This window comes from Cryobacterium ruanii, from assembly GCF_004404055.1.
GTDB classification, from domain to species: domain Bacteria; phylum Actinomycetota; class Actinomycetes; order Actinomycetales; family Microbacteriaceae; genus Cryobacterium; species Cryobacterium ruanii.
The window spans coordinates 62,798-86,192 of the sequence record NZ_SOHK01000017.1; the positions used below are offsets into that span (position 1 = coordinate 62,798).

22 protein-coding genes and 2 pseudogenes are annotated in these 23,395 nt (G+C 67.3%); 4 read left to right on the forward strand and 20 right to left on the reverse strand.

The genetic code is table 11. The features are described 5' to 3' along the window. Positions 1 to 167 precede the first annotated feature (167 nt). The 11 genes from hemL to hemE all read right to left on the reverse strand — a co-directional run bounded on the left by hemL (position 168) and on the right by hemE (position 10,735). Positions 168 to 1,541: a glutamate-1-semialdehyde 2,1-aminomutase gene (gene hemL / locus E3T47_RS11825; protein WP_241982225.1), complete on the reverse strand. Its 1,374-nt coding sequence runs from the start codon at positions 1,539 to 1,541 to the stop codon at positions 168 to 170. Next, positions 1,538 to 2,521: a porphobilinogen synthase gene (gene hemB, locus E3T47_RS11830; protein WP_134556274.1), complete on the reverse strand. Its 984-nt coding sequence runs from the start codon at positions 2,519 to 2,521 to the stop codon at positions 1,538 to 1,540. The genes hemL and hemB overlap by 4 nt, the downstream gene beginning before the upstream one ends. Before the next feature lie 84 nt (positions 2,522 to 2,605). After that, positions 2,606 to 3,394 carry a uroporphyrinogen-III synthase gene (locus tag E3T47_RS11835; RefSeq protein WP_134556275.1) on the reverse strand — a complete coding sequence of 263 codons (789 nt, stop codon included), beginning with the start codon at positions 3,392 to 3,394 and terminating at the stop codon, positions 2,606 to 2,608. 4 nt (positions 3,395 to 3,398) lie between these two features. Next, entirely contained in the window at positions 3,399 to 4,352 is a 954-nt protein-coding gene (gene hemC, locus E3T47_RS11840; RefSeq protein ID WP_134556276.1) for a hydroxymethylbilane synthase, read from the reverse strand. After that, positions 4,349 to 5,473 carry a ferrochelatase gene (locus E3T47_RS11845; protein WP_134556277.1) on the reverse strand — a complete coding sequence of 375 codons (1,125 nt, stop codon included), beginning with the start codon at positions 5,471 to 5,473 and terminating at the stop codon, positions 4,349 to 4,351. Before E3T47_RS11845 ends, hemC begins: the two co-directional genes overlap by 4 nt. After that, the gene (gene hemQ, locus E3T47_RS11850) at positions 5,473 to 6,225 is read right to left on the reverse strand and encodes a hydrogen peroxide-dependent heme synthase (RefSeq protein WP_134556278.1); all 753 of its coding nucleotides are present in this window, start codon (positions 6,223 to 6,225) and stop codon (positions 5,473 to 5,475) included. The genes E3T47_RS11845 and hemQ overlap by 1 nt, the downstream gene beginning before the upstream one ends. 82 nt (positions 6,226 to 6,307) lie before the next feature. Continuing rightward, complete coding sequence (locus E3T47_RS11855) at positions 6,308 to 6,589, reverse strand: hypothetical protein (protein ID WP_241982226.1); 282 nt, start codon at positions 6,587 to 6,589, stop codon at positions 6,308 to 6,310. Next, complete coding sequence (locus E3T47_RS11860) at positions 6,576 to 6,995, reverse strand: phage holin family protein (RefSeq protein WP_134556279.1); 420 nt, start codon at positions 6,993 to 6,995, stop codon at positions 6,576 to 6,578. Before E3T47_RS11860 ends, E3T47_RS11855 begins: the two co-directional genes overlap by 14 nt. A gap of 62 nt (positions 6,996 to 7,057) precedes the next feature. Then, positions 7,058 to 7,438, reverse strand: a complete 381-nt coding sequence (locus E3T47_RS15950; RefSeq protein WP_166805711.1) for a hypothetical protein — start codon at positions 7,436 to 7,438, stop codon at positions 7,058 to 7,060. Positions 7,439 to 7,808: 370 nt separating this feature from the next. Continuing rightward, complete coding sequence (locus tag E3T47_RS11870; protein WP_134556280.1) at positions 7,809 to 9,443, reverse strand: protoporphyrinogen/coproporphyrinogen oxidase; 1,635 nt, start codon at positions 9,441 to 9,443, stop codon at positions 7,809 to 7,811. 170 nt (positions 9,444 to 9,613) lie between these two features. After that, positions 9,614 to 10,735 carry a uroporphyrinogen decarboxylase gene (gene hemE, locus E3T47_RS11875; RefSeq protein ID WP_134556281.1) on the reverse strand — a complete coding sequence of 374 codons (1,122 nt, stop codon included), beginning with the start codon at positions 10,733 to 10,735 and terminating at the stop codon, positions 9,614 to 9,616. 72 nt (positions 10,736 to 10,807) lie between these two features. Between hemE and E3T47_RS11880 the strand changes: the two genes are divergently transcribed. Then, positions 10,808 to 12,187, forward strand: coding sequence for a glutamyl-tRNA reductase (locus tag E3T47_RS11880; protein ID WP_134556282.1), 1,380 nt, complete (start codon positions 10,808 to 10,810; stop codon positions 12,185 to 12,187). On the opposite strand, the gene E3T47_RS11885 is transcribed toward E3T47_RS11880, so the two are convergent. Both E3T47_RS11885 and E3T47_RS11890 read right to left on the reverse strand, forming a co-directional pair. Beyond that, positions 12,184 to 13,230: a zinc-binding dehydrogenase gene (locus E3T47_RS11885; protein WP_134556283.1), complete on the reverse strand. Its 1,047-nt coding sequence runs from the start codon at positions 13,228 to 13,230 to the stop codon at positions 12,184 to 12,186. The two genes, E3T47_RS11880 and E3T47_RS11885, sit on opposite strands and share 4 nt — an antisense overlap. Before the next feature lie 47 nt (positions 13,231 to 13,277). Continuing rightward, a complete protein-coding gene (locus E3T47_RS11890; protein WP_134556284.1) occupies positions 13,278 to 14,663 on the reverse strand; it encodes a glycine--tRNA ligase in 1,386 nt (461 codons plus the stop codon). A 166-nt stretch (positions 14,664 to 14,829) separates the two neighbouring features. Between E3T47_RS11890 and E3T47_RS11895 the strand changes: the two genes are divergently transcribed. Both E3T47_RS11895 and E3T47_RS11900 read left to right on the forward strand, forming a co-directional pair. Next, positions 14,830 to 17,103: a carbon starvation CstA family protein gene (locus E3T47_RS11895; protein ID WP_134556285.1), complete on the forward strand. Its 2,274-nt coding sequence runs from the start codon at positions 14,830 to 14,832 to the stop codon at positions 17,101 to 17,103. 8 nt (positions 17,104 to 17,111) lie between these two features. Next, the gene (locus tag E3T47_RS11900; RefSeq protein WP_134556522.1) at positions 17,112 to 17,318 is read left to right on the forward strand and encodes a YbdD/YjiX family protein; all 207 of its coding nucleotides are present in this window, start codon (positions 17,112 to 17,114) and stop codon (positions 17,316 to 17,318) included. Between the two features lie 1,138 nt (positions 17,319 to 18,456). Here the strand turns inward: E3T47_RS11900 and xylB are convergent. From xylB to E3T47_RS11930, 7 genes and pseudogenes are all read right to left on the reverse strand, one after another. Next, positions 18,457 to 19,872, reverse strand: coding sequence for a xylulokinase (gene xylB / locus E3T47_RS11910; protein WP_134556286.1), 1,416 nt, complete (start codon positions 19,870 to 19,872; stop codon positions 18,457 to 18,459). A gap of 30 nt (positions 19,873 to 19,902) precedes the next feature. Then, a complete protein-coding gene (locus tag E3T47_RS16890; protein ID WP_479684278.1) occupies positions 19,903 to 20,424 on the reverse strand; it encodes a mannitol dehydrogenase family protein in 522 nt (173 codons plus the stop codon). Beyond that, a pseudogene (locus tag E3T47_RS11915) lies at positions 20,414 to 21,406 on the reverse strand (mannitol dehydrogenase family protein); the annotation flags it as partial. The pseudogene E3T47_RS11915 and the gene E3T47_RS16890, both read right to left, overlap by 11 nt. Beyond that, positions 21,403 to 22,095: an HAD-IA family hydrolase gene (locus E3T47_RS11920; protein WP_134556287.1), complete on the reverse strand. Its 693-nt coding sequence runs from the start codon at positions 22,093 to 22,095 to the stop codon at positions 21,403 to 21,405. The pseudogene E3T47_RS11915 and the gene E3T47_RS11920, both read right to left, overlap by 4 nt. After that, positions 22,092 to 22,634, reverse strand: coding sequence for a DeoR/GlpR family DNA-binding transcription regulator (locus E3T47_RS15955; RefSeq protein ID WP_422386497.1), 543 nt, complete (start codon positions 22,632 to 22,634; stop codon positions 22,092 to 22,094). The genes E3T47_RS11920 and E3T47_RS15955 overlap by 4 nt, the downstream gene beginning before the upstream one ends. Beyond that, a pseudogene (locus tag E3T47_RS16835) lies at positions 22,571 to 22,741 on the reverse strand (DeoR family transcriptional regulator); the annotation flags it as partial. The pseudogene E3T47_RS16835 and the gene E3T47_RS15955, both read right to left, overlap by 64 nt. Before the next feature lie 25 nt (positions 22,742 to 22,766). Beyond that, the gene (locus E3T47_RS11930) at positions 22,767 to 23,078 is read right to left on the reverse strand and encodes an ABC transporter permease family protein (protein WP_241982229.1); all 312 of its coding nucleotides are present in this window, start codon (positions 23,076 to 23,078) and stop codon (positions 22,767 to 22,769) included. Between the two features lie 20 nt (positions 23,079 to 23,098). Between E3T47_RS11930 and E3T47_RS11935 the strand changes: the two genes are divergently transcribed. Then, on the forward strand, positions 23,099 to 23,311 hold the full coding sequence (locus E3T47_RS11935) for a hypothetical protein (RefSeq protein WP_134556289.1): 213 nt from the start codon (positions 23,099 to 23,101) through the stop codon (positions 23,309 to 23,311). Positions 23,312 to 23,395: the final 84 nt, after the last annotated feature.

Consider the following 23,395-nt stretch of genomic DNA (forward strand, 5'->3'; position numbering starts at 1 on the left):
GGTTCCAGTCTGCCCGGTCAGGGTCGAAAACCCGTTGTCTGAACCTCACAAAGCAGTAACGTCACAGCGCAGGAACTCTCCAAGCTGAGCGGATGAACGAGGTCGGCCACGCTCATCCGCTTGCCTGGGTCAGCCCTGCTTTCTTGGGTTCAGCTCTGCTTGGTGGATCAGACCCGCGGGGTTGCGGCGGCCGCAGCCTTCGCCGCGGCCGGCAGCGCCTCGAAGATGCGCCCGATGGCGCTCTGGTCGTGCGCGTCGGAGACGAACCAGGCCTCGAACACGCTCGGCGGCAGCGAGACGCCGCCGTCGAGCATGGCGTGGAAGAACGGTGCGTAGCGAAATGCCTCCTGCCGCTGAACATCGGCGTAGGTGCGCGGGGCTGAACCCTGCGCCTCCGCGCCGAAGACGAAGCTGAACAGGTTGCCGGCGCGCTGAACCCGGTGGGCGACACCCTCGGCTGCGAGCGAGGCGGAGACGGCCTCTGAGAGGATAATGGCAGTCGCGTTGAGCCGGTCGTAGACGCTCTCGTCGAGCAGGTTGAGGGTCGCGATGCCGGCTGCGACGGCGACCGGGTTGCCCGACAGCGTTCCGGCCTGGTAAACCGGGCCGGTCGGTGCGAGAAAGTCCATCACGTCGGCCCGGCCGCCGAGGGCGGCGACGGGCAGGCCGCCGCCGATGATCTTGCCGAAGGCGAGCAGGTCGGGCGTGTAGAACTTTTCGCCGGCCGACTCGAGGCTGCTGGTTTCGAGGCCCCAGAAGCCGGAGCGGCTCACGCGAAAACCGGTGAGCACCTCGTCGAGGATGAGCAGCGCGCCGTTTGCGTGCGCGATCGATGACAGCGCCGCGTTGAAGCCGGCATCTGGGGCGACGACGCCCATGTTAGCGGCGGCCGCCTCGGTGATGATGGCTGCGATGCGCCCGGGGTGCGCTTCGAAAGCGGCCCGCACGGCGTCGAGGTCGTTGTAGGGCAGCACGAGTGTCTGCGCGGCGGTTGCGGCGGTGACGCCGGCCGATCCGGGCAACGCGAGCGTGGCGAGGCCCGAGCCGGCCTGGGCCAGCAGGCCGTCGGAGTGGCCGTGGTAGTGGCCGGCGAACTTGATCAGCAGGTCCCGACCGGTGAAGCCGCGGGCCAGGCGAATGGCGGTCATGGTCGCTTCGGTGCCGGTAGAGACCAGGCGCAGTTTCTCGACCGCGCCAACCCGCTCGGCGACCAGTTCAGCCAGTTCGGTCTCGGCCGGTGTCGACGCGCCGAATGACAGCCCGAGGGCGGCGGCATCCTGCACTGCCTTGATGACCTGAGGATGCGCGTGACCGAGGATCGCCGGGCCCCAGGAGTTGACGAGGTCGACGTATTCACGACCGTCGGAATCGGTGACATAGGCGCCAGCGGCCTTCACCAAAAAGAGCGGGGTGCCACCGACCGAGCCGAAAGCACGCACGGGCGAGTTGACCCCACCAGGGATCACGCGGCGGGCGCGGGCGAACAGTTCGTCGTTACGGGTGGGCGCGTACCCCACGCCGGGGGACATCGTGTCGGTCATGCTTGTTCCTCCTTGAGCCAGGTGGCCAGTTCAACGGCCCAGTAGGTGAGTACGGCGTCGGCTCCGGCGCGGCGGATGCTGAGCACCGACTCCTCGACGGCGCGGCGGCGGTCGATCCAGCCCTGTGCGGCAGCGGCTTCGATCATGGCGTATTCGCCGGATACTTGATATGCCCAAACCGGAATATCACTCATGGCAGCGACTTCGGCGAGCACGTCGAGGTAGCTGCCAGCCGGCTTGACCATGACGATGTCGGCGCCCTCGTCAATGTCGAGCTGGGCTTCGCGCACGCCCTCGCGGCGGTTGGCCGGGTTGAGCTGGTAGGTACGGCGGTCGCCGACCAGGGTCGACGCCACCGCCTCGCGGAATGGGCCGTAGAAAGCGGAGGCGTACTTGGCCGAGTAGGCGAGCACGGCGGTATCTTCGAAACCGTTGGCGTCGAGGGTTTCGCGCACGGCGGCGACCTGGCCGTCCATCATGCCAGAGAGGCCGAGGAGCGCGGACCCGGCCGTGGCCTGGGCCAGCGCCATGTCGCGATAGCGCTCGAGCGTCATGTCGTTGTCGACGTGGCCGTCGGCCGCCAGCACGCCACAATGGCCGTGATCGGTGAATTCGTCGAGGCACAGGTCGGTCTGCACGACGAGCGCATCGCCGATTTCATCGACGAGGGCACGGGTGGCCAGGTTGAGGATGCCGTTTGGGTCGGTCGCGCCGGTTCCGGTGGCGTCGCGAACTTCTGGAACCCCGAACAACATGACGCCGCCGACGCCGGCTTCCGCCGCCTGCACCACGGCTCGACGCGCACTGTCGATGCTGTGCTGCACGACGCCGGGCATCGAGCTGATCGGTCGGGGATGCTCGCCTTCGCGCACGAACATGGGGAGCACGAGCTCCGCCGGGTGAACACGAATCTCACTGGCCAGGCGACGAAGCGCGGGGCTGGCGCGCAAACGTCGTGGGCGGATAACGGGGTTGGTCACCCTTGTACCCTACGCCGCCCGGCTGAACGTTTCGTTATCCGGTCGTTACCTGGCTGTTTACACCGGTGGATGCCGCCTGGCGCGCTACAGCGCCGGTGCGGTTCCCGCGAGCGCGGCGTCGACGAGCGCCTCGATGAGAGACTCGGCGCTGCGCTCCGAGGCGATCACGTCGACGCGTAGTCCAAGGGCTCGGGAGTCCTTGGCGGTGCGCGGGCCGATGCACGCCACCAGAGTGCGTTCGGGAATGTCGCCGAACTGTTCGCGCACCTGGCGGGCGACGCTGCCACTCGTGACGAGCACGGCGTGCACGAGGCCGGCCTTGACGTCGGCGACGACCTGATCACTGACCGGAACACCGATGGTGCGGTAGGCGACGACGGATTCCACGTCGTGCCCAACGCGGCGCAGTCCCTCGCTGAGCAGCGGCTTGGCAATCTCACTGCGCAGGGTCAGCACACGCAGGGGGATGACGCCGGCGGTGGCGGTCTCCCATTCCTCGAGCAGACCGCGGGCCGAATTGTCTTCGGAGGGAACGATGTCCACGTGGTAGCCGGCCGCAATGAGCGCGGCCGCGGTGGTTTCACCTACCGCGGCAATGCGTGTTCCGGGCGCGACGACCGCGCGATGCGACGACAGCACATCGACGGTCGTGGCACTCGTGATGGTCATCCAGTCGAAGTCGCCGGCGGCGAGGCGGGTGAGCGCCGCGTCGAGGGCCGGGGCGTCGTCGGTGGCGGCGAAGTTGATCATCGGAGCGACGATCGGGTGCGCACCCCTGGCCCGCAGGTTGGCAGCAACCTGGTCACCCCAGGGTCCGCCGCGCGGAACGAGAACTCGCCAGCCCGCGAGGGGCTTGGTCAGTCGATTGGTCACGTGGTCACTCAGTCACTTTCAGGGGAGCGAACTCGGCCGCGCCACCGGCCAGAAGATCTATGGACACTCGTTCGGCCACGTCGAGCGCGGCTTCAGTGAGATGGAGGGCGGAGTGGGAATCGGGCGTCGCCGCGTGCGAACTCGTGACCTTGCGGGAGCCATCCGGGCTGTACACGGTCGCGGTGAGAAAGAGCAAGCCGTCGTCCACGACCGCTGTCGCACCGATCGGTGCGGCGCAGCCGGCCTCGAGGCGGGCCAGGACGGTGCGTTCAGCCGTCGTCGTCGCCTGGGTGGAGGCATGATTCATGGCGGCGAGGGCCACGCCGAGCAGGCGATCGGGCTTGCCATCGCGCACCTCGATGGCGAGTGCACCCTGGCCAGGAGCGCTCGGCCAGGCCGACAGGTCGAGAAACTCGGGCGCGAGGGAATCGAGCCGGCCCAGACGGCCAAGACCGGCGGCGGCGAGCACGACGGCGTCGAGGTCGCCCTCGGCGACGCGCCCCACGCGTGTATCGATGTTGCCGCGAATGTCGACGATCGTCAGGTCAGGGCGACGTGCCAGCAGCTGGGCGACCCGGCGAGGGGAGCCCGTACCGACCCGGGCTCCCTCTGGCAGGGTGTCCAGGGTGAATCCGGCGCGCGCCACGAGCACGTCGCGGGCATCCGCCCGCTTGGGCGTTGCGCCGATGGCGAGGCCGGGGTGGGGCTCGGTCGGCAGGTCCTTGAAGGAGTGCACGATGACGTCGCACTCGTCGTTCAGCAGGGCTTCGCGCAGGGCGCTCGCGAAGACACCGGTACCGCCGAGGCTCGAGAGCGGTTCGGTCGACGTGTCACCGTGCGTGGTGACGCGCACGATTTCAACCTCAACGCCGGCCGAGGCCGCGATGCGGTTGACGATGGTCTGGGTCTGCGCGAGCGCAAGGGCGCTCGCGCGGGTACCCACGCGGATCACGGTCATGGCGCCATTCCGGCGACGGCCGGTTTGAAGCCGAGACGCACGTTTTCGCAGCAGCCGGGGCGGCACACGTCGTACCAGGGGCCGAGCGTGGTCTTCGCCGGGCGGTCTTCGACCGGGGTATCGTTCAGACGTTCCTCGATCAGGTCGACGAGGCCGCTCACGAAAGCGGGCGAGATCCCGGGGGTCGGCACCCGCACAGCTTTGATGCCGAACTTCTCGCTCGTCTCCATTGCCTCGTTGTCGAGGTCCCACATGACCTCCATGTGGTCACTCACGAAACCGAGTGGCACGATGATGACGGCACGGATGCCACGGGCCGGCAGCAGGGCGATCGCATCGTTGATGTCGGGCTCGAGCCACGGCATGCTGGGTGGGCCGCTGCGGGACTGGTACACGAGCTGCCACGGCGTCTGCAGTGGCGAGGTGTTGTCGGCCGGTTCCACCAGGGAGTCCATGATGACCTGGGCGACGGCGCGGTGCTGCGCCTCGTAGGCACCGCCCTCGCCGAAACCACGCTCGGCCGGGCCGCTCTTGTTGGCGTCGGTCATGGGGATGGAGTGGGTCGAGAACAGAATCTCGACTTCGGTGTCCACATCAATGCCGGGCACTGCCTGACGCACGACCTGCAGGCCCTGCGTCACACCGACGATGAACGGGTCGACGAATCCGGGGTGGTCGAAGAACTGGCGGATCTTGTCGATGTGAACCGTGCCGGTGAGACCCTTGTCATCGAGGGCCGCGGCGAAGTCTTCGCGGTACTGTCGGCATCCGCTGTAGGAGCTGTAGGCACTCGTCGCAATCGCGAGCAGGCGGTCCTGGCCAGCCTCGTGCGCCTCAGAGATGGTGTCGCGCAGGTACGGCGCCCAGTTGCGGTTGCCCCAGATCACGGGCAGGTCGATGCCGCGACGGGTCAGTTCGACCTGCAGCGCCGCCTTCAGCACGCGGTTCTGGTCGTTGATCGGGCTGACGCCACCGTAGTGACGGTAGTGCTTGGCGACGACCTCAAGTCGTTCCTCGGGAATGCCGCGACCGCCGGTCACGTTCCGAAGGAACGGAATCACGTCATCCTGGCCCTCAGGACCGCCGAAACCGGCCAACAGCACTGCGTCATACCGGGCCATTACTGCAACACCTCGACGAGCTCGGCGGTGGAAATGCGGCGTCCGGTGAAGAACGGAATCTCTTCGCGCACGTGACGGCGCGCTTCGGTGTCGCGTAGGCCCCGCATCAGGTCGACGAGCTCGGTGAGTTCGTCGCTCTCGATCGGCAACAGCCACTCGTAATCGCCGAGGGCGAAGGCTGAGACGGTGTTGGCGATGGCTCCGCGGTAGGCGGCGCCCTTGCGGCCGTGGTCGGCAAGCATGGCGCTGCGTTCCGTCTCGGGCAGCAGGTACCACTCGAAACTGCGCACGAACGGGTAGATAGTGAGCCAGGCCTTCGGCTCGATGCCACGCAGGAAGCCGGGCACGTGGCTCTTGTTGAACTCGGCGTCGCGGTGCACGCCCATGGCGTTCCAGGTCGGCAGCAGGCTCTTGAGCAGGCGGCTGCGGCGCAGCTCGCGGTTCGCCCACTGCAGGCTCTCGGCGTTCGCGGCGTGGGTCCAGATCATGACGTCTGAGTCGGCCTTGAGGCCGGAGACATCGTAGAAACCGCGCACGGTGACGCCCTCGGCTTCGATCAGGGCCAACACATCGTCGAGCTCGTTCACGGCGTGCGGAACATCGCGGCCGTCGAGGTCATCGGGGTTGTGCGGATCTCTTCGTAGAACGGTGAAGAGGGTGAAGCCTTGCGGCGAAGCCGCGGGTACCTCGGGATCGATGGGGGTGGTGGGCTGAACGCTGGTTACTGCCTCTCCGGCAGCCGGGTGAGTCATGGGTATAGTTTGCTCCGAATTGGCCCCGGCACCAAAAGGAGCCGAACGTTCCTGTGAACTGACCGAGCGGGCTTGATCGGAACTAGCGGTTCTTGGCCACCGCAGAGGCACCAAACCAGACGATTACACCCACGACGGTCGCCGCTCCGAGCGCAATGCCCACGAGCGCCGCCGGGCTGTCTTCACCGAGCTGGCGCAGAGCATGGGTGAGGCGCCGCCGTTTGATGCGCAGCTGCTTGGGCAGGTCGAACTTGTACTCGATGGCATCGAGCGTCGAGGCGAGCTCGGCACGCGCGTGCCGCGCTTCGGCACGCAGATCGCCGATACCGTACTTCTCTGTTCCCGTGCTGCTATTTGTGGTCATATTCGCCAACTCCCTTGAATGCATCGACGTCGTCACGGATGCTCGCGTGCACGCCCTCCGGGTCGGGTTTCGTGGCCGCCTTCACCCGGTTCACCCCGATCAACACGAGGATGACGGCCACGAGCACGAGCGCCACCGCCACGATGAGGGTGGCCAGCCAGAGCGGAAGCACGAGGGCCAGGGCGACCACCGCGAGGGCGACGAACACGCCGAGTGCGAAGAAGAGAAAGGCGCCGGCCACCACGAAGAGGGCTGCACCGACCCCGACGTTCTTAGCCTTCGCGGCGAACTCGGCCTTGAAGGCATCCAGTTCGGCTTTGACGAGGGCGCTGATCTGGCCGGGCAGCTCCCCGATCAGGGCGAGCAACGGGCGCTTGCTCTTCGGGTTGAATCCACTGCTAGTCACGGATTGCCTTCCCTACGTTCGGGTATCGGTGGTTCAGGTGTCTGAATTCTACGAGTTCGTGGTTAGTGCGCGGCCGTGTCGCCGGCGTCCGGCACCGTCTTCGGCTTCGGCTTCGGCTTCGTGGCGACCGTGCGGCTCTTGGTGGTGCTGGCCTGGGGTGTCGGGGTGGACGCGGCGGGGGCATCCGTTTTGGGAGCGGCCTGCTTCTTCTTGGCCGCGGCCTGGCTGACCGCCTTCTTGCCGGCCTTGAACAGGGTGGCGGGAACGTCGCCGACCAGTTCGAGGGCGGCGTCGCGCACCTCGGTCACCCGGCGCTGAACGGGTTTGGCGTTCCAGAGATCATTGGCGGCGGCAGCAATCTGCTCGTAACGTTTGCGGCCGGCACGTGCACCGAGCACATAGCCGACGAACCCGCCCGTGATGAACAGAAGCTTTCCGCGCATTGAGTCTCCACTCTCGTAAGGTTCCCCCAGAGTAACCCGGTTCGACGTTTGCGTCGGGGGTGTCGCGTCGGCATGTCTGGGTACACCCGTATCAATACAGGCAGTGCATAAATTTCGGATCGAAAACCCGGGCCAGGGGGCTGAAGCGTGCGCCGGTCACCTCGGCACCGGTACAGAACCGCGGAGATGGCAGCGCAGCCACCTCGAAGCAGACAGATTTTGCGGTTTGACCCGCGAATCTCCGCGGTTCGGTACGCGCTTAGTTCGGTACGGGCTTGGTTCGGTACGGGCTTAGTTCGGTACGGGGCTGGTTCGGTACGGGCTTGGTTCGGTACGGGGCTGGTTCACTACGGGGCTGATTCGGTAGACGCTAAAGGTCGGGCGCGGCAATGGTGAGGCCGAGGGCGGCGTGCCGGATGCGGTCCCCGGCCTCGAGCGCGTGCGGAATGACCGAGGCGAGCCCGGTTCCGGCCAGCCAAGCGCCGGTGATCTCGAGCGCGGGGGCCTGGGCGACGGCCTCGCGAACCTGCTGCGCGCGTTCGGGGGCACCGAGCGTGGCCGGCGACAGGGCGTCGCGCCATTCCATGCGCGCAAAGGCGCGCACGGAGCTCGCCGGCAGCGGCACGCCGAGCAAAACGGATGCATCGTGCAGCGCGAGCGCCTGCAACTCGTCGTCGCTCAGGTCATCGGTGGGGTTGGGCGCTCCGGCGCGACCGTAGGACAGCCGCACGACGTGGCGGCCGGGGCCGGCGGCTTGCGCCACCCAGGCCCACTTCGCGGTGACGTGGGTGAGGGCTTTGGCGGTGACATCGGGGGCGTCGACTGCGACGAGCACGCCGGTTCCGCGCGGATGGGCGTCGAGGGCGGGTGCGTCGAGCACAAGCGAGGTGAGGGTGACGGCGGTCGGGGCCGGCCAGTCGAGTTCGGCGAGCGCGTCGAACTGTGCGCCGAGCGAATTGACCAGTCGCAGGGCCTGCGCGCCCTGGGTCGCGACGATCACGTAGCGGGCGGTGAGGATTGCGGTGGTGGCGGGGATGGCGGGCGTGGCGGGATCGGGCATTACGGCGGGCGCGGTTATGGCGGGGTTGGCGGGAGCCGCTTGCGGGGCGGCGGGGGCGACATCCGCTTGTCGAGTGACGGTTACGTTCCAGGTCGGCGCGTCGTCGGTACCCGATCGGGCCAGGGTTTCGGCCGTGGTGCCGGTCTGAATGCTCACGTTGTGGTGTTCGAGCGCGGCCACGATGGCGGCGGGCAGGATCGCCATGCCGCCCAGCAGCCCACCGACGTTGGAACCGGCCGGGGCGCCGGCGCGCAAAGCCGAAACAGCGCCGGAGAGTGAGCCGGCGGTGGTGAGGGCGCGGTTGAGTCCGGGAGCGACAACGTCGATTTCGAGGTCGACGGCACTCGTCGTGTAGACGCCCGAGGCGACCGGTTCGACGAGGCGATCGAGCACGCGCGCTCCCATGCGCTTCTTCACGAGCTCGCCGAGGCTGTGCTCGCGGCCGATCGTGAGCACGGGCATGAGCCGATCGAGGTAGGCGCGCAGCGCCCCCTTCCAGCCGATGACGCGGCGCACGTCGTCGGCGAGCGGCGAGCCGGGGATTCCGAGAACACCGGCCATGGGCAGTGGAACGCTCATCGAGGTATCCGTTGACGGGCCTGGCAAAGCAAGACCGGCGGCGATCCTTTTCGCACGGGCTCTGGACGAAGAACCCGGGTGGAGGACGGGCAGATGCAGCCAGGCGCCGGCTGCGTTGGGCGCGACGACCTGGTCGGTGAGGCCGAGATCCTCGATGAAGGCGGCCACGGTGCCGCCGCGCACCGCGAAGCTCTCGGTGCCGCTGTCGAGGCTGAGCCCGTCGAGGACGTGGCCCGCGACCGGGCCACCCACAGCATCCGTTGCCTCGATGATGGTCACGCTGAGCCCCACCTGGGCGCATTCGCGGGCGGCGACCAAGCCGGCTACTCCCCCGCCAATGACGAGAACATCGATCGGTGTGCTCATTTCACAGTTCCTTTTCTATTCAGCGCACGGCCTCCGGCACAACTCCTGCAGAAAAACCCCCGACCGTCCACTCATCAAGAATTACGCGGTATTTGTTTCGTCGCACGGCAAATTGCAGGAGTTATGCCGGCAGCCCGGGGTGACCAGGAATCGACACGGCTCACCATGGGCTATTCGGCCGCACTCACGTCGTGCACGAGGCTGACCAGGCGGGTCAGCACATCGGGGTCGGTGTCGGGTGGCACGCCGTGGCCGAGGTTGAGCACGTGCGAGGGGGCGGTGCGGCCACGTTCCAGTACGTCACGCACGTGCGCTTCGAGTACCGGCCAGGGAGCTGCGAGCAGGGCCGGGTCGACGTTGCCCTGGACCGGCACTAGGCCGCCGAGCCGGCGGTTGGCCTCGTCTAGCGGTACGCGGTAGTCGACGCCCACGACGTCGGCACCGATGTTGTGCATTTCCTTGAGCAGTTCGCCGGTTCCCACGCCGAAGTGCACGATGGGCACGTTACGGTCCATCGGTTCGTCGGCTGCGCCCGGCACCGTGTAGGTCAGGTCGCGCACGTGGGCGATCGCCGCGGCCGAGGCGGGAGCGACGGATGCCGCATAGTCAGCCAGCGACAGGGCGCCGGCCCACGAGTCGAAGAGCTGGGCGGCGCTGGCGCCGGCGAGCACCTGCGCGCGGAGGAATCGGCCGGTGACGTCGGCCGTCCAGGCCATGAGCTTCGCCCAGGCGTCCGGGTCGACGTGCATGAGTGCGCGGGCGTGAATGTGATCCTTCGACGGACCACCCTCGACCAGATACGCGGCGAGCGTGAACGGGGCACCGGCGAAGCCGATAAGCGGGGTCGATCCAAGCTGGGACACCGCCAGGGACACGGCCGCGCTGATCGGCGCGAGGGCCGCATCGAGCTGGGCGGGGTCGAGTGCGGTGAGTTCGTCGACATCCGCTCGGGTGCGCACGGCCTTGCCGAGAACGGGACCCTTGCCCGCTACGATCGACACGTCGACCCCGACGAGCTTCAACGGCACGACAATGTCGCTGAAGAAGATTCCGGCATCGACTTGGTGGCGACGCACCGGCTGCAACGAGATTTCGCTCGCCAATTCAGGGTCGAGGCACACGTCGAGCATGCGCGTCCCCACGCGCAACTCGCGGTATTCGGGCAGCGATCGCCCTGCCTGGCGCATGAACCACACCGGCGTCACGGCGGGCCTGGTGCCCTGATAGGCCTGGATCAGGCGGGAATCGGCGGTGAGACCGGAGGAGAGTGGATGCTGCGCGTCGAGGATCATCCCGATCATTCTCTCAAACATCCCTGACGGCGCGCGCCGGGAGCGTACAGCATTGAGTCGTAGGATCATGGAGTGCTTATTCTTTTGTCCGCCAGTCATAAAAACTCCACCTTCGATGTGCTGGAGAGATTGTCTATGGGCGGAAGCGCGGCGGCCACCCGCATGGTGGAGCAGCACGGACCGCTCAGCGGTGCCGTCGTCGTCGCGACCTGCAACCGATTTGAGGCCTACCTCGACCTGAATGAGCCCTACGGCGTGTCGCCGCTTCCCGCCGTCTACGCCGCCATCGAGGCCGTGAGTGCCAGCAGCGGCCTCGACGCGGACACCCTGCGCGACAACCTCACCCTCGTGCACGGCAATGGCGTCGCCGAGCACCTGTTCGCCGTGACGAGCGGCCTCGAGTCCGTCGTCGTCGGCGAGGTCGAAATCGCCGGCCAGGTGCGCCGCGCGCTCGAACAGGCTCGCGCCGACGGCACCACGAGCCCCGAGCTCGAGCGCCTCTTTCAGAGGGCATCCCAGACCTCGCGCGGCGTCAAGAACCGCACCGGCATCGGTTCAGCCGGTCGCTCTATCGTGCGCCTCGCGCTCGAACTCGCCGAGAGCCGGGTCATCGACTGGTCGAGTGCCCGCGTGCTGCTCGTCGGCACCGGCCGCTACGCCGGGGCCTCGCTCGCCGCCCTGCGCGATCGCGGAGCCGAAAACGTGCGCGTCTACTCGCCATCCGGTCGGGCCGTCGGATTTGCCGCGTCGCACGACATCGAAGCTGTTTCGGAAGCGGATTTCGCCGCCGAGGTCGCCCGCGCCGACGTCGTGGTGACCTGCACCCTGCGCGACGACCACGTGATCGACGCAGCGCTCATCACCCGCGGACGCGCCGAGATCGGGGTGGACCCGTTCGCGATCATCGGCGCCACCGCCGACGCCCCGGCCCGCCTCTGCCCGGCCGATACCGGCCCCGAAGCGCCTCCACAGCTCATCATCGACCTCGGCCTGCCCCGCAATGTGGCGCCCGACGTGGCGCAGGTGCCCGGGGTTGAACTGCTCGACCTGGAAACGATCAGCATCCACGCCCCGCTCGAAGAGCTCAACGCCACGACCGACGCCCGCGAAATCGTCGGTAAGGCCGCCCGTAAATTCTCCGACGTCGCCGAGGAACAGAGCCTCACCCCGGCCGTTGTCGCCCTGCGCAGCTACGTGTTCGAGTTGCGCGACGCTGAAATCGCCCGGGCTCGCAGCCGCGGCGACTCGAGCGAAGCGACCGAGTCGGCCCTGCGCCACCTGGCCGGTGTGCTGCTGCACGCCCCCATGGTGCGCGCCCGTGAACTGGCCCGCGCCGGCAAGCAAGATGCCTACCTCACCGGGCTCGACGCCCTATTCGGCATCGATGTCACGCTGCCCGCCGCGGGCGCAGCCGATGCCGAAGCCGCCAGCACCGGTGCGATCGCCTCCTAGTCCAGTTCGATCAGGGTGACCCCGGCGGGTGCGCCGGGAGTGGACATCGCAGCGAGGGCGGCGGGCGCATCGGCCAGCGTGATTCGGCGGCTGATCAGGTCGTTGGGGCGCAACCGGCCGCTCACGACAAGCTCAAGCAGTGCCGGGTAGTCATGGGCCGGCATGCCGTGGCTGCCGAGCACGGTCAGTTCCCGCGCGATCACCGTGCCGAGCGGCATCCGCGGGTCGTCGGCCAGCAGGCCGATCTGAACGTGCCTTCCCCGCGTGGCCAGCGAACGGATGCCGATGGCCACGGTGTTCTCCCGGCCAAGCGCCTCGAGGCTTACCTGGGCACCGGAACCGTTGGGCGTGAGCGCCCTGATGCGCTGAACCACCTCGGCGTCGCCCAGCCCGAAGGAGTTGACCACGTGCGCGGCCCCGACCCGGGTCGCGGCGTCGAGCGCGTCCGTGCTGATGTCGACGGCGATGACGGTGGCGCCGAGCGCCTGCCCGATCATCACCGCGCTGAGGCCCACTCCGCCGCAGCCGACGACCACGAGGGTTTCCCTCCTTTGGAGGCCGGCCTGGTGCACGAGCGCGCGATACGAGGTGGCGAAGCGGCAGCCGAGCAGGGCCGCAGCTCCGGCGTCGAGGTCGCCCGGAATGGCGATGAGGTTTACGTCCGCGTTGTGCAGCGCGACCCGTTCGGCGTAGGAGCCCCAGTGGGTGAAGCCGGGCTGGGTCTGGTTGCGGCAGACCTGCCCGTTGCCGGCGTCGCATTCCGGGCAGTCGCCGCAGGCGCAGACAAACGGCACGGTCACTCGCTGCCCCACCCGAAACCGACGCACGAGCGGCCCGACCGCATCGATCACGCCGACCAGTTCGTGGCCGGGAACGTGTGGCAGGGCGATGTCGGTGTCATGGCCCAGCCAACCGTGCCAGTCGCTGCGGCAGACGCCGGTCGCCTCCACCCGCACGATCACACCGGCCGCGCTCAACAGCGGCTCGGGCACCTCGCGCAACACCGGCAGAACACCGAACTCTTCGAAGTAGACCGCTTTCATGGTCACAGTCTGCACGACGCCAGGCCCTGGCATCCGTTTTTGAGGCGTTAGACGCCGCGCAAGCGCACCGCGAGGTAGGCCTCGAGGTCGGCGAGTGGCACACGCTCCTGCGCCATCGTGTCACGGTCGCGCACGGTGACGGCCTGGTCGTCGAGGGAGTCGAAGTCGACCGTAATGCAGAACGGGGTGCCGATTTCATCCTGGCGGCGGTAGCGACGCCCGATGGCTCCGGCGTCGTCGAAGTCGACGTTCCAGAGCTGGCGCAGGGTCGCGGCGAGCTCGCGCGCCATCGGCGACAGCTTCTCGTTGCGCGACAGGGGCAGAATCGCGGCCTTCACCGGCGACAGGCGCGGATCGAGCTTGAGAACGGTGCGCTTGTCGACGCCGCCCTTGGCATTCGGAACCTCTTCTTCGACATATGCGTCGACCAAAAAGGCCATGAGCGAACGGGTCAGGCCGGCGGCGGGCTCGATCACCCAGGGCGTCCAGCGCTCGTTCTTGGTCTGGTCGAAGTAGGAGAGATCTTTACCGGATGCCTTCGCGTGTGTCGACAGGTCGAAGTCACCACGGTTCGCCACGCCCTCGAGCTCGCCGAACTCGGTGCCGGTGAAGCCGAAACGGTACTCGATGTCGACGGTGCGCTTGGAGTAGTGCGAGAGCTTTTCGGCCGGGTGCTCGAACAGGCGCAGGTTTTCGGGGTTGATGCCGAGGTCGGTGTACCACTTCATGCGGGTGTCGATCCAGTACTGGTGCCAGGTCTCGTCGGTGCCGGGCTCGACGAAGAATTCCATCTCCATCTGCTCGAACTCGCGGGTGCGAAAGATGAAATTGCCCGGTGTGATCTCATTGCGAAAGCTCTTGCCGATCTGGCCGATGCCGAACGGCGGCTTGGAGCGTGACGCCTGCAGCACGTTGGCGAAGTTCACGAAGATGCCCTGCGCGGTCTCGGGGCGCAGGTAGTGCATGCCGGCCTCGTCATCGACCGGGCCGAGGTAGGTCTTGAGCAGGCCGGAGAAGGCGCGCGGCTCGGTCCAAATGTGACGGTTGCCACAGTTGGGGCAGGCGATGTCGTCGAGTCCGTTCTCGGGCGGGCGGCCCTTCTTCTCCTCATATTGCTCTTCGAGGTGATCGGCGCGAAAACGCTTGTGGCAGCTCGTGCACTCGATCAGCGGGTCGCTGAAGACCTCGACGTGACCGGATGCCTCCCAGACCTGGCGAGGCAGGATCACGCTCGAGTCGAGGCCGACAACGTCGTCGCGGCTCGTGACCATGGAACGCCACCACTGCTTCTTGATATTCTCCTTGAGCTCGACGCCGAGGGGGCCGTAGTCCCAGGCGGAACGCGAACCGCCGTAGATCTCACCGGCCTGGAAGACAAAACCGCGGTGGCGGGCAAGGGCGATGACGGAATCAAGATGAGTGGGTGCGGCCACGGTGGCTCCAATGGTCGAAGGCGCAGAATGCGGGCGAGTGCCCGGCTGCCCATTTTACGCGTTCGATCTGCGCCCCGTTTCGCGCTCAGGGTTTGAGCCATTCTCGCGTCAAGGTAACGTAAAGAAGGCAGATTCACAGGATCTGCCTTTGGCTCAAGGAGGAGATATGGGCGCCGCGTCCAGCACGACCGAAGAACCGACGGTTCTGAAACGGGTTCCACACGACCTCGCGGTCGCGTTGAATCCCGAGGAGCTTGACGCCCATGATCGCCGGTGGACCCCGCTCAAGGTTGCGATCTGGTCGGTCATTTCACTGCTCGGTGGCCTCAGCTGGGTCATGCTCGCCGTCGTGCGCGGTGAGACCGTGAACGCCATCTGGTTTGTCTTCGCCGCGATCTGCACGTACCTCATCGGCTACCGCTTCTACTCGAAGTTCATCGAGAAGCACATCGTTCGCCCCGATGACCGTCGGGCCACCCCGGCCGAGTACAAGGCGGACGGCAAGGACTTCGCCGCGACCGACCGTCGCGTGTTGTTCGGCCACCACTTCGCCGCCATCGCCGGCGCCGGCCCGCTCGTCGGCCCGGTCCTCGCCGCGCAGATGGGTTACCTGCCCGGCACAATCTGGATCATCGTCGGCGTCGTTCTCGCCGGCGCGGTGCAGGACTATCTGATCCTGCACTTCTCCATGCGCCGCGGGGGCCGTTCGCTCGGACAGATGGCACGTGACGAACTCGGCGTGATCGGCGGTACCGCTGCCCTCATCGCGACCCTCGTGATCATGGTCATCATCGTGGCCATTCTCGCCCTCGTCGTCACCAACGCCCTCGCCGAAAGCCCGTGGGGGGTGTTCTCGGTCGGAATGACCATTCCGATCGCGCTGTTCATGGGCTGCTACCTGCGCTTCTTCCGCCCGGGCAAGATCACCGAGATCTCCATCATCGGCTTCGTGCTTCTCATCGCTGCCATCGTCGGCGGCGGCATGGTGGCCGGCACCGACTGGGGCCAGACCTACCTGCTGCTCGACAAGGTCACCATCGCCTGGGGAATCATCATCTACGGCTTCATCGCCGCGATTCTGCCGGTCTGGCTGCTGCTCGCCCCGCGCGACTACCTGTCGACCTTCATGAAGATCGGCACGATCGGCATGCTCGCCGTGGCGATCGTCATCATCCGTCCCGAGATCAACGTGCCGGCGGTCAGCGGCTTCGCCACCACCGGCACCGGCCCCGTCGTGGCCGGAACGCTGTTTCCGTTCCTGTTCGTCACGATCGCCTGCGGCGCCCTCAGCGGCTTCCACGCCCTCATCGCCTCTGGCACCACGCCCAAGCTCATTCAGAAGGAACGCCAGACCCGGTTCATCGGCTACGGTGGCATGCTCATGGAGTCGCTCGTCGCCGTCATGGCCCTCGTCGCCGCGCTGTCGATCGACCGTGGCATCTACTTCGCCATGAACGCCTCGCCCGCCCTCACCGGCGGCACCGTGCAGGGCGCGGTCGCGTTCGTGAACAGCCTCGGCCTGACCGGCGTCAACCTCACCCCGAGCATGCTGACCGACATGGCAACCAACGTTGGCGAAGAGTCGATCGTCTCCCGCACCGGCGGCGCTCCCACACTCGCCGTCGGGCTCTCGCACATCATGCAGCAGCTCGTCGGCGGCACGTCGATGATGAGCTTCTGGTACCACTTCGCCATCATGTTCGAGGCCCTGTTCATCCTCACCGCAGTGGATGCCGGCACGCGCGTTGCCCGGTTCATGCTGCAAGACAGCCTCGGCAACTTCTTCCCGAAGTTCAAGAACACCTCCTGGCGCCCCGGCGCCTGGGCCGCCACGGCCATCATGGTCGCCGCGTGGGGTGCCGTGCTGCTGATGGGAGTGACCGATCCGCTCGGCGGCATCAACACGCTGTTTCCGCTGTTCGGTATCGCCAACCAGCTGCTCGCGGCGATCGCCCTGGCTGTCTGCATGGCCATCGTCGCCAAGCGTGGACTGTTCAAGTATCTCTGGGTGGTGGCACTGCCGCTCGGTTTCGCCGCAGTGGTCACGATCTCGGCGTCGTTCCTGAAGATTTTCTCGACCACCCCCGGCATCGGCTATTTCGCGCAGAACCGCGCGTTCTCCGAGGCACTCTCTTCGGGCGAGACGAGTTTCGGCACCGCGCCGAGCGTTCTGGCCATGGAGGCCGTGGTGCGCAACACGATGGTGCAGGGTGTGCTGTCGATCGTCTTCGTCGTGCTCGCCATCATCGTGATCCTCACGGCCATCCAGGCCACCGTGCGCGCATATCGCAACCAATCCAGCGCCACGAGCGAGGATGAAGCCGTGCAATCGCAGATCTACGCGCCGGCCGGGTTCATCATGACCCCGCCGGAAAAGGTGCTGCAGGCCGAGTGGGATGCCCTGCCGGTGCACAAGAAAATCACAATCGAGGGTCATTAGTGACCCTCTTGGCTGGCGTGCGCAAGGGCGCCCGCGGCGTGGCCTGGTACCTCAAAGGCCTACTCGGCGAGGACGCCTACGAGAAGTACGTGGCACACCACGAAGCGGATGCTGCGAGTGGCGCCCACGCGGCGCATCCGCTCATGACGGAGCGCGAATTCTGGCGCGACCAGACCGATCGCCAGGACCAGAACCCGCAGGGGCGCTGTTGCTAGCGGCAGCTGGTCTGGGTCGATGACGAACGGGGGCGGGGCAGAGCGGCTGGGTGCGCTCCGCTTTCGCCTCGGTCGCCTGCCGCCGTGGGGCCTGGTGCTCCTCATCTGGGCGGCGTCGCGGCTGCTGACGACGACCCTGTTGGCCGCCCTGTTCGCCATCGCGACCAGGTACGACTGGGCCTTTGCGAGCTACCGCAGCGACCCAAGCTTCTTCACCTTTTCCGGCTCGTGGGATAGTTCGTTCTACCGATCGATCGCGCTGTACGGGTATCCGACCGAACTGCCCACCGACGCGATCGGCAACGTCGAGCCGAATGCCTGGGGCTTTCTGCCGGTGTTCCCGTGGCTCGTGCGCGGCGTGACGGCACTGACCGGCCTCGAATTCTACGTTGCGGGCGTACTCGTGGCGACCTTGTTCGGTGCCCTGGCGACGCTTGCGCTCTACCGGCTGTTGGCCCCGCGCGTAGGTAGCACCTCGGCGCTGTGGGCGGTCGCCCTGTTCTGTTTCGGACCGCTCTCGTTCATTCTGCAGGTGGCCTACGCCGAGAGCCTGTTCCTGTTCTGCATGTTCGGCAGCCTCTGGGCTCTGCTGTCGCGGCGCTACCTGCTCATGATCCCGTTCGCCGTGGTGGCCGCGTTCACCCGGCCGGGAGTGCTCGCGTTGTCGCTGGCCCTCGCAATCATTCTGTTGCTGCGCTGGCGTGAGCGCGAGCGGTTTCCGTGGCGCGACCGCTGGTCGATCGTGACCGGCGGGCTTGTGATTGCCGCGGCCTGGCCTGGCCTGGCCGCTCGTGGCCGCCGCCGTCACCGGGGTGCACGACGCCTACCTGGCCACGGAGCTGTCGTGGTGGACCGGCTTCGTCGGCCGGGTCCTCCCGTTCGTGCCGCTCACCCCGTGGTTTCTGATGGCGACACAGTACCTCGGCGTGGCCGGAATCGTACTGGTGCTCGTTCTCGTGGCGGGATTCGGGTGGTGGTTGTCGCGGCGGGCGCTGCTTCCGCTTCGGCCGGAGGTGGTGGCGTATTCGGCGAGCTACGGGCTCTACCTGGTGGCGGTGTTCCTGCCGCAGCAAAGCCTGTTCCGCTTATTGCTGCCGCTAGCGCCGTTGCTCGGCGACCCGGCGCAGCGCGCCCTCCCTCAGACCCCGTAGATGAGGCCGCGCTGCTCGGCGTACCGGGCCCGCACGTCGACGGCCCAGTCCCTGGCGGCAGAAGGCTCGAGTTCGGTCGCGATCTCACGCTTCCACTGCGGGAAGTCGCCATCGAGCGCCCAAGCCGCCTGCCGGGCGGCACCGAGGGCCACATATTCGCCGGGGGCGGGCAGCACGACAGGCACGCCGAAGACATCCGCTGCAATTTTCTGCACGGCGGGCGACTGTGAGCCACCGCCGATCAGAATGACCTGGCGCACGGGCACGCCCTGACGACGAAGCGAATCGAGCGCGTCGGCGAGGCTGCAGACCAGCCCCAAAACGGATGCCTGCGCCACGTTTTCGGGGCGCATATTGGCCCGGCGCATGCCGGTGAGGGACCCGGTGGCATCCGGCAGGTTGGGGGTACGTTCGCCGTCGAGGTAGGGCAGCAGCAGCAGCCCGTCGGCGTCGATCGGGGCCGACAGGGCGAGGGCGCCGAAGCGTTCGATATCGACGTCGAGCATGTGGGCGGTGGCCACGAGGGTGCGGGCACCGTTGATGGTCGCGAGGAGGGGCAGCTGGCCACCGGCAGCGTCGGCGAACCCGGCGACCGAGCCGGAGGCATCCGCGATACGGGCCGCGGTGCTCGCAAAGACGGTGCCACTCGTGCCGATCGAGACAACCACATCGCCCTCTGCGACGCCAAGACCGAGCGCGGCCGCGGCGTTGTCGCCGGCGCCGGCCGACACGATGACACCACCGGGAGAAACCCCGGCGCGCTCAGACGGCCCGAGCACGCGCGGCACTCGAGCGGACCGGCCAAGGGCGGCCTCGAGCAGGTCGAGGCGGTACTCGCTGCTGTGCACCGAGAAATACCCGGTTCCGGAGGCGTCGCTGCGGTCGGTCGTGGCCTCGGCGGGCCGCCCGAGAATGTTCCAGGTAAGCCAGTCGTGCGGCAGCAAAACCTGCTCCACACGCGCGGCGAGTTCGGGGCGGTTCTCGTGCAGCCAGGCCAGCTTCGTGATCGTGAACGAGGCGACCGGCACCATACCGATCTCGCTGGCCCACATCGACGCACCGTACTTTTCGGTGAGCGCGGCGGCCTGCGGGGCGCTGCGCACGTCATTCCAGAGCAGGGCGTCGTGCACCGGCATGCCAGCACGGTCGAGGGCGACCATGCCGTGTTGCTGCGCGCTCACGCCGAGGGCGAGCACGTTGCCTTCACCCGCAGCGGATGACCCCCCTCCGGCTTGCTCGAAGGCGTCCCACCAGCGCTTTGGGTCGATGCTCGTGCCGTCGGGGTGCGGCGCGCTGCGCAACTGCAACAGCTCGCCGGTATCGGCGTCGACACTCACGACTTTGCAACTCTGGGTCGAGGAATCGACCCCGACAACCACCCGACGGTTCAGTGCCAACGTCATCTCCCTTAAAGCCCGGTTCGTTTGATCAGCTTAATCGAGCGACTCGGTGAGCACCTCGAGGGTGCGGCGTGCTCCAACGGTGTGCAGCAGGTCGAGCGCGCGGTCGTAGGCTGCCACGAACGCGGCGTCATCGATGAGGGCGCCAAACAGGTCGCGGTCGCGCAGGAACGCGTGCGGGTCGGTCTGGTAGCCGGCGGCGCTCTGCATGACCGTGTCCTTGATGCGGTCCACGACGTCGATCGGTTCGCCCTGCTCGTCGGTCCCCTCGGCGTAACGCGCCCAGCTCGCCACGATCGCGGCCGAGAGGGCGAGCTCGCCGCCGCGCGCCGATTGCTCCCGGATCACCGGTAGCAACCACTTGGGAATGCGGTCGCTCGACTCGGCGGCCAATCGCGCCACGGTGTCGCGCACGCCCGGGTTGCTGAAGCGCTCGATCAGCTGGGTCTTGTAGTCCTCGAGGTCGATTCCCGGCACCGGTTTGCGTCGGCGACCCCTCGCGGTCCATGTAGGCGCGCAGAAAACCGGCGATGAGAGGGTCAGCCACGGCGTCATGCACGAGGCGATAGCCGCACAGGTGCGCAAAATAAGCCAGGCCCTGATGGCTCGCGTTGAGCAGGCGCAGCTTCATGAGCTCGTAGGGTTCGACGTCACTCACGAGTTGGGCGGCAGACTTCTCGTAGGGCGGGCGGCCGGCGGTGAAGGAGTCTTCGAGCACCCACTGCAAGAACGGCTCGCAAACGACGGGCCAGCGGTCGGCGAGCCCGAACGTCTCAGCGATCTGAGCTCGATCGTCGTCGGTCGTGACCGGGGTGATGCGGTCGACCATGGAGTTCGGAAAGCTCACAGAGGCGTCGATCCAGGCGCCGAGGTCGCCGTCCTTCGCCGTGGCGAAGGCCACGAACGCGCGCCGGGCGACGCGACCGTTGTCCTGCAGGTTGTCGCAGGACATCACGGTGAACGGCACAATGTTGCGGTCGCGGCGGCGGCGCAGGGCCTCGACGACGAGGCCGAAGACCGTCGCGGGGGCAGCATCCGCTTGCAGGTCAGCAGCGACCTGCGGGTTGCCGAGATCGAATTGACCGCTGACCGGGTGAATGTTGTAGCCGCCCTCGGTGACGGTGAGCGAGACGATCCTCACCTCGGGGCTCGCGAGGCGTTCGATCACGACCTCCACGTCGTCGGGGGCGAACAGGTAGTCGATGATAGACCCGATCACGCGGGCGTCGAGGCTGCCGTCCGGGTGCTTCACGACGAGGGTGTAGAGACCGTTCTGCTCGAGCAGCGCGTCGCGCATGCGGGCGTCGGAGGGCATCACACCGACGCCGCAGATGGCGAAGTCCCGGGCAAGGCCCTGCTGCAGCAGGTCGTCGATCATGAGGGCCTGGTGCGCGCGGTGAAAACCGCCGACGCCGAAGTGCACGATGCCGGCGGTGAGTCCGGCGCGGTCGTAGCGGGGAACCTCCACGGCGGGCGACAACGACGGCAGCGTCGCGTTGCTCAGCTGGACCAGCGTGGGGGGCGTGGTGTCGGTCATGCGTTCCTCATTCCTACGGTGCTGTCTGGTCGGGGTCGGCGCAATTGCACCGCATCGCCCAAATGCAATCGGGTGCCATCAAAGCGGATACCGGTCAGGTCGGCTAAAACGAGGGTCGCCTTGGTCTCGAGCCCGCGCGCTCCGATGCCGACGGTGAGCCCGATCCGGGCGGCCTGGGCCGACTGAACGCCGGCGTCGGCGTCTTCGAACACCACCCCGCGGCGCGGATCGATGCCCAGCCGGTCTGCCCCGAGGCGGTACGGATCGGGGGCGGGTTTGCCATTGCCGACGTCGTCGAAGGTGACCAGGCCCACCGGGCACGGCAGCCCGGCAGCGTGCAGGCGGGCGCGGGCTACGAGGGCCACGGCGCTCGTTACGATGGTGAAACGGCCGGTCGGCAGCGCCTGCAGCAGATCGCGGGCACCGGGCAGGGCGCGCACGAGCGGGGCTGTCTCGACCTCTTTCAGCATGAGCGCGTGGTCGGCGCGGTCAACGTCGGCCGCCGGCACGAGTTCGGCAATCGTCTCCCTGGCCGGTCGGCCATGGATGATGTCACGGTCGAAGTCGAAGCCGGGCGCGTACTCCACGGCCCACTCGTTCCAGGCCATCGCCGCCGCTTCGTCGGAGTTGACAAGCACTCCGTCGCAGTCGAAGAGCAAGCCATCAACCGGGTAGCTGCCGGCGGTCACGGTGCGACCTCAGTTTCGAGCGGAACGGCACACAGAACGGGCACGCCGGCCTCGGCGGCCAGGGTGAGCACCGCGTGGCTCACTCCGGCATCGACCACGAGGTGGTCAAGTTCGTCGAGCTGCGCGAACTTCACGAGGCCGTGGGCGTCGAGCTGGTCGTGGTTGGCGATGAGCACGACGGTAGTGGCGGCATCCATTGCGGCACGCTTGACACGGGCGGCCTTCGGGTTTGTGGCCAACAGCTGACCGTCGCTGGTGAGCCCGCTGACGCTGATGAACGCCGTGTCGATGCGAATGTGTTCGAGCGATTCGCGGGTCCACTGGCCGGATTGCGAGTCATCGTCGGGGTCGACGGTCCCGCCGAGGTTGTAGACCGAGAGCTCGGCGTTGCGGCTCGCCACGAGAGCAACCGGAATCGACGTCGTGACCACCTGCAGGGCGGCCGAATTGATCGCTCCGCCGTGCGCTCGACGCAGGAGCCCCCGTCTTCGAGGGTGCGCAGGTCGCGGCGGATGGACTCCTCGGCCACGGCGAGCGATTCGGCGAGCTCGTTCACTTCGACCCGGCCGGCGTCGGCGAGCGCGGCCAGGATGCTGGCACGCCGCTCGTCGGCACTTCGGCTGGTTCCTGCTGGTTCCGGTTTCATTTGACTCCCCTGAGTCTATCGATCGCTACTTGATCGCGCCCATGGCCAGGCCGGTGACGAGGCGTTTTTGCGCCAGCCAGCCGGCCAGCACCACGGGCAGGACCGCAAGGTTCGATGCTGCGGAGAGTACCGCGAGAAACTGCCCGCGTCCGTCGACGAAGCTGCCGAGGAACGGCGGGGTGGTGCGTGCCATGGTCGAGGTGAGCAGGCTGGCCAGGAAGTATTCGTTCCAGGCGAAGATGAAGCAGATCAGCGCGTCGGTCGACTTGATGATCGGGCGAATCGAGAGGCCGTAGGCCGCATGAATGGCCAGCAACAGCACGATGACGGTGCTCATGACGCTCGCAGACGATCCACGTGAAGATGGTGAGGGCCGTGCTAAAGGCGCGGTGGCGCATCCGCTTGCTGCGGCGGCGCGTGCTCGCGCTGACCTCGAGCAAGATCGGCCAGAACTCGTTCTGCCGCGTCGCCGACGCCAACGAATTCGATCTCATCATCACCGACGACGGGGTCGACCCGCGTCAGGCCCGCAAGCTGACTGCCGCCGGGCCCGAGCTCGCGATCGTCTGAGGTATGCGCGGTGTCCCGGAGTCAGACTGTCTACCTGAGATTCCATAGCGTGCGCTGCCCGGGAGCTTTTTACGACCACCTCCT

Excerpts from the sequence above, each read along its gene's own strand:
- E3T47_RS16890 (WP_479684278.1), bottom strand. The coding sequence starts at position 20,424 with ATGACGCCGTGGCTGACCCTCTCATCGCCGGTTTTCTGCGCGCCTACA.
- E3T47_RS11930 (WP_241982229.1), bottom strand. The coding sequence starts at position 23,078 with ATGAGCACCGTCATCGTGCTGTTGCTGGCCATTCATGCGGCCTACGGC.
- hemL (WP_241982225.1), bottom strand. The coding sequence starts at position 1,541 with ATGACCGACACGATGTCCCCCGGCGTGGGGTACGCGCCCACCCGTAAC.
- hemE (WP_134556281.1), bottom strand. The coding sequence starts at position 10,735 with ATGATCCTCGACGCGCAGCATCCACTCTCCTCCGGTCTCACCGCCGAT.
- E3T47_RS11895 (WP_134556285.1), top strand. The coding sequence starts at position 14,830 with ATGGGCGCCGCGTCCAGCACGACCGAAGAACCGACGGTTCTGAAACGG.
- E3T47_RS11845 (WP_134556277.1), bottom strand. The coding sequence starts at position 5,473 with ATGGCCCGGTATGACGCAGTGCTGTTGGCCGGTTTCGGCGGTCCTGAG.
- xylB (WP_134556286.1), bottom strand. The coding sequence starts at position 19,872 with ATGACGTTGGCACTGAACCGTCGGGTGGTTGTCGGGGTCGATTCCTCG.
- hemC (WP_134556276.1), bottom strand. The coding sequence starts at position 4,352 with ATGACCGTGATCCGCGTGGGTACCCGCGCGAGCGCCCTTGCGCTCGCG.
- E3T47_RS11855 (WP_241982226.1), bottom strand. The coding sequence starts at position 6,589 with ATGACCACAAATAGCAGCACGGGAACAGAGAAGTACGGTATCGGCGAT.
- E3T47_RS11885 (WP_134556283.1), bottom strand. The coding sequence starts at position 13,230 with ATGAAAGCGGTCTACTTCGAAGAGTTCGGTGTTCTGCCGGTGTTGCGC.
- E3T47_RS15950 (WP_166805711.1), bottom strand. The coding sequence starts at position 7,438 with ATGCGCGGAAAGCTTCTGTTCATCACGGGCGGGTTCGTCGGCTATGTG.
- E3T47_RS11870 (WP_134556280.1), bottom strand. The coding sequence starts at position 9,443 with ATGAGCACACCGATCGATGTTCTCGTCATTGGCGGGGGAGTAGCCGGC.
- hemQ (WP_134556278.1), bottom strand. The coding sequence starts at position 6,225 with ATGACTCACCCGGCTGCCGGAGAGGCAGTAACCAGCGTTCAGCCCACC.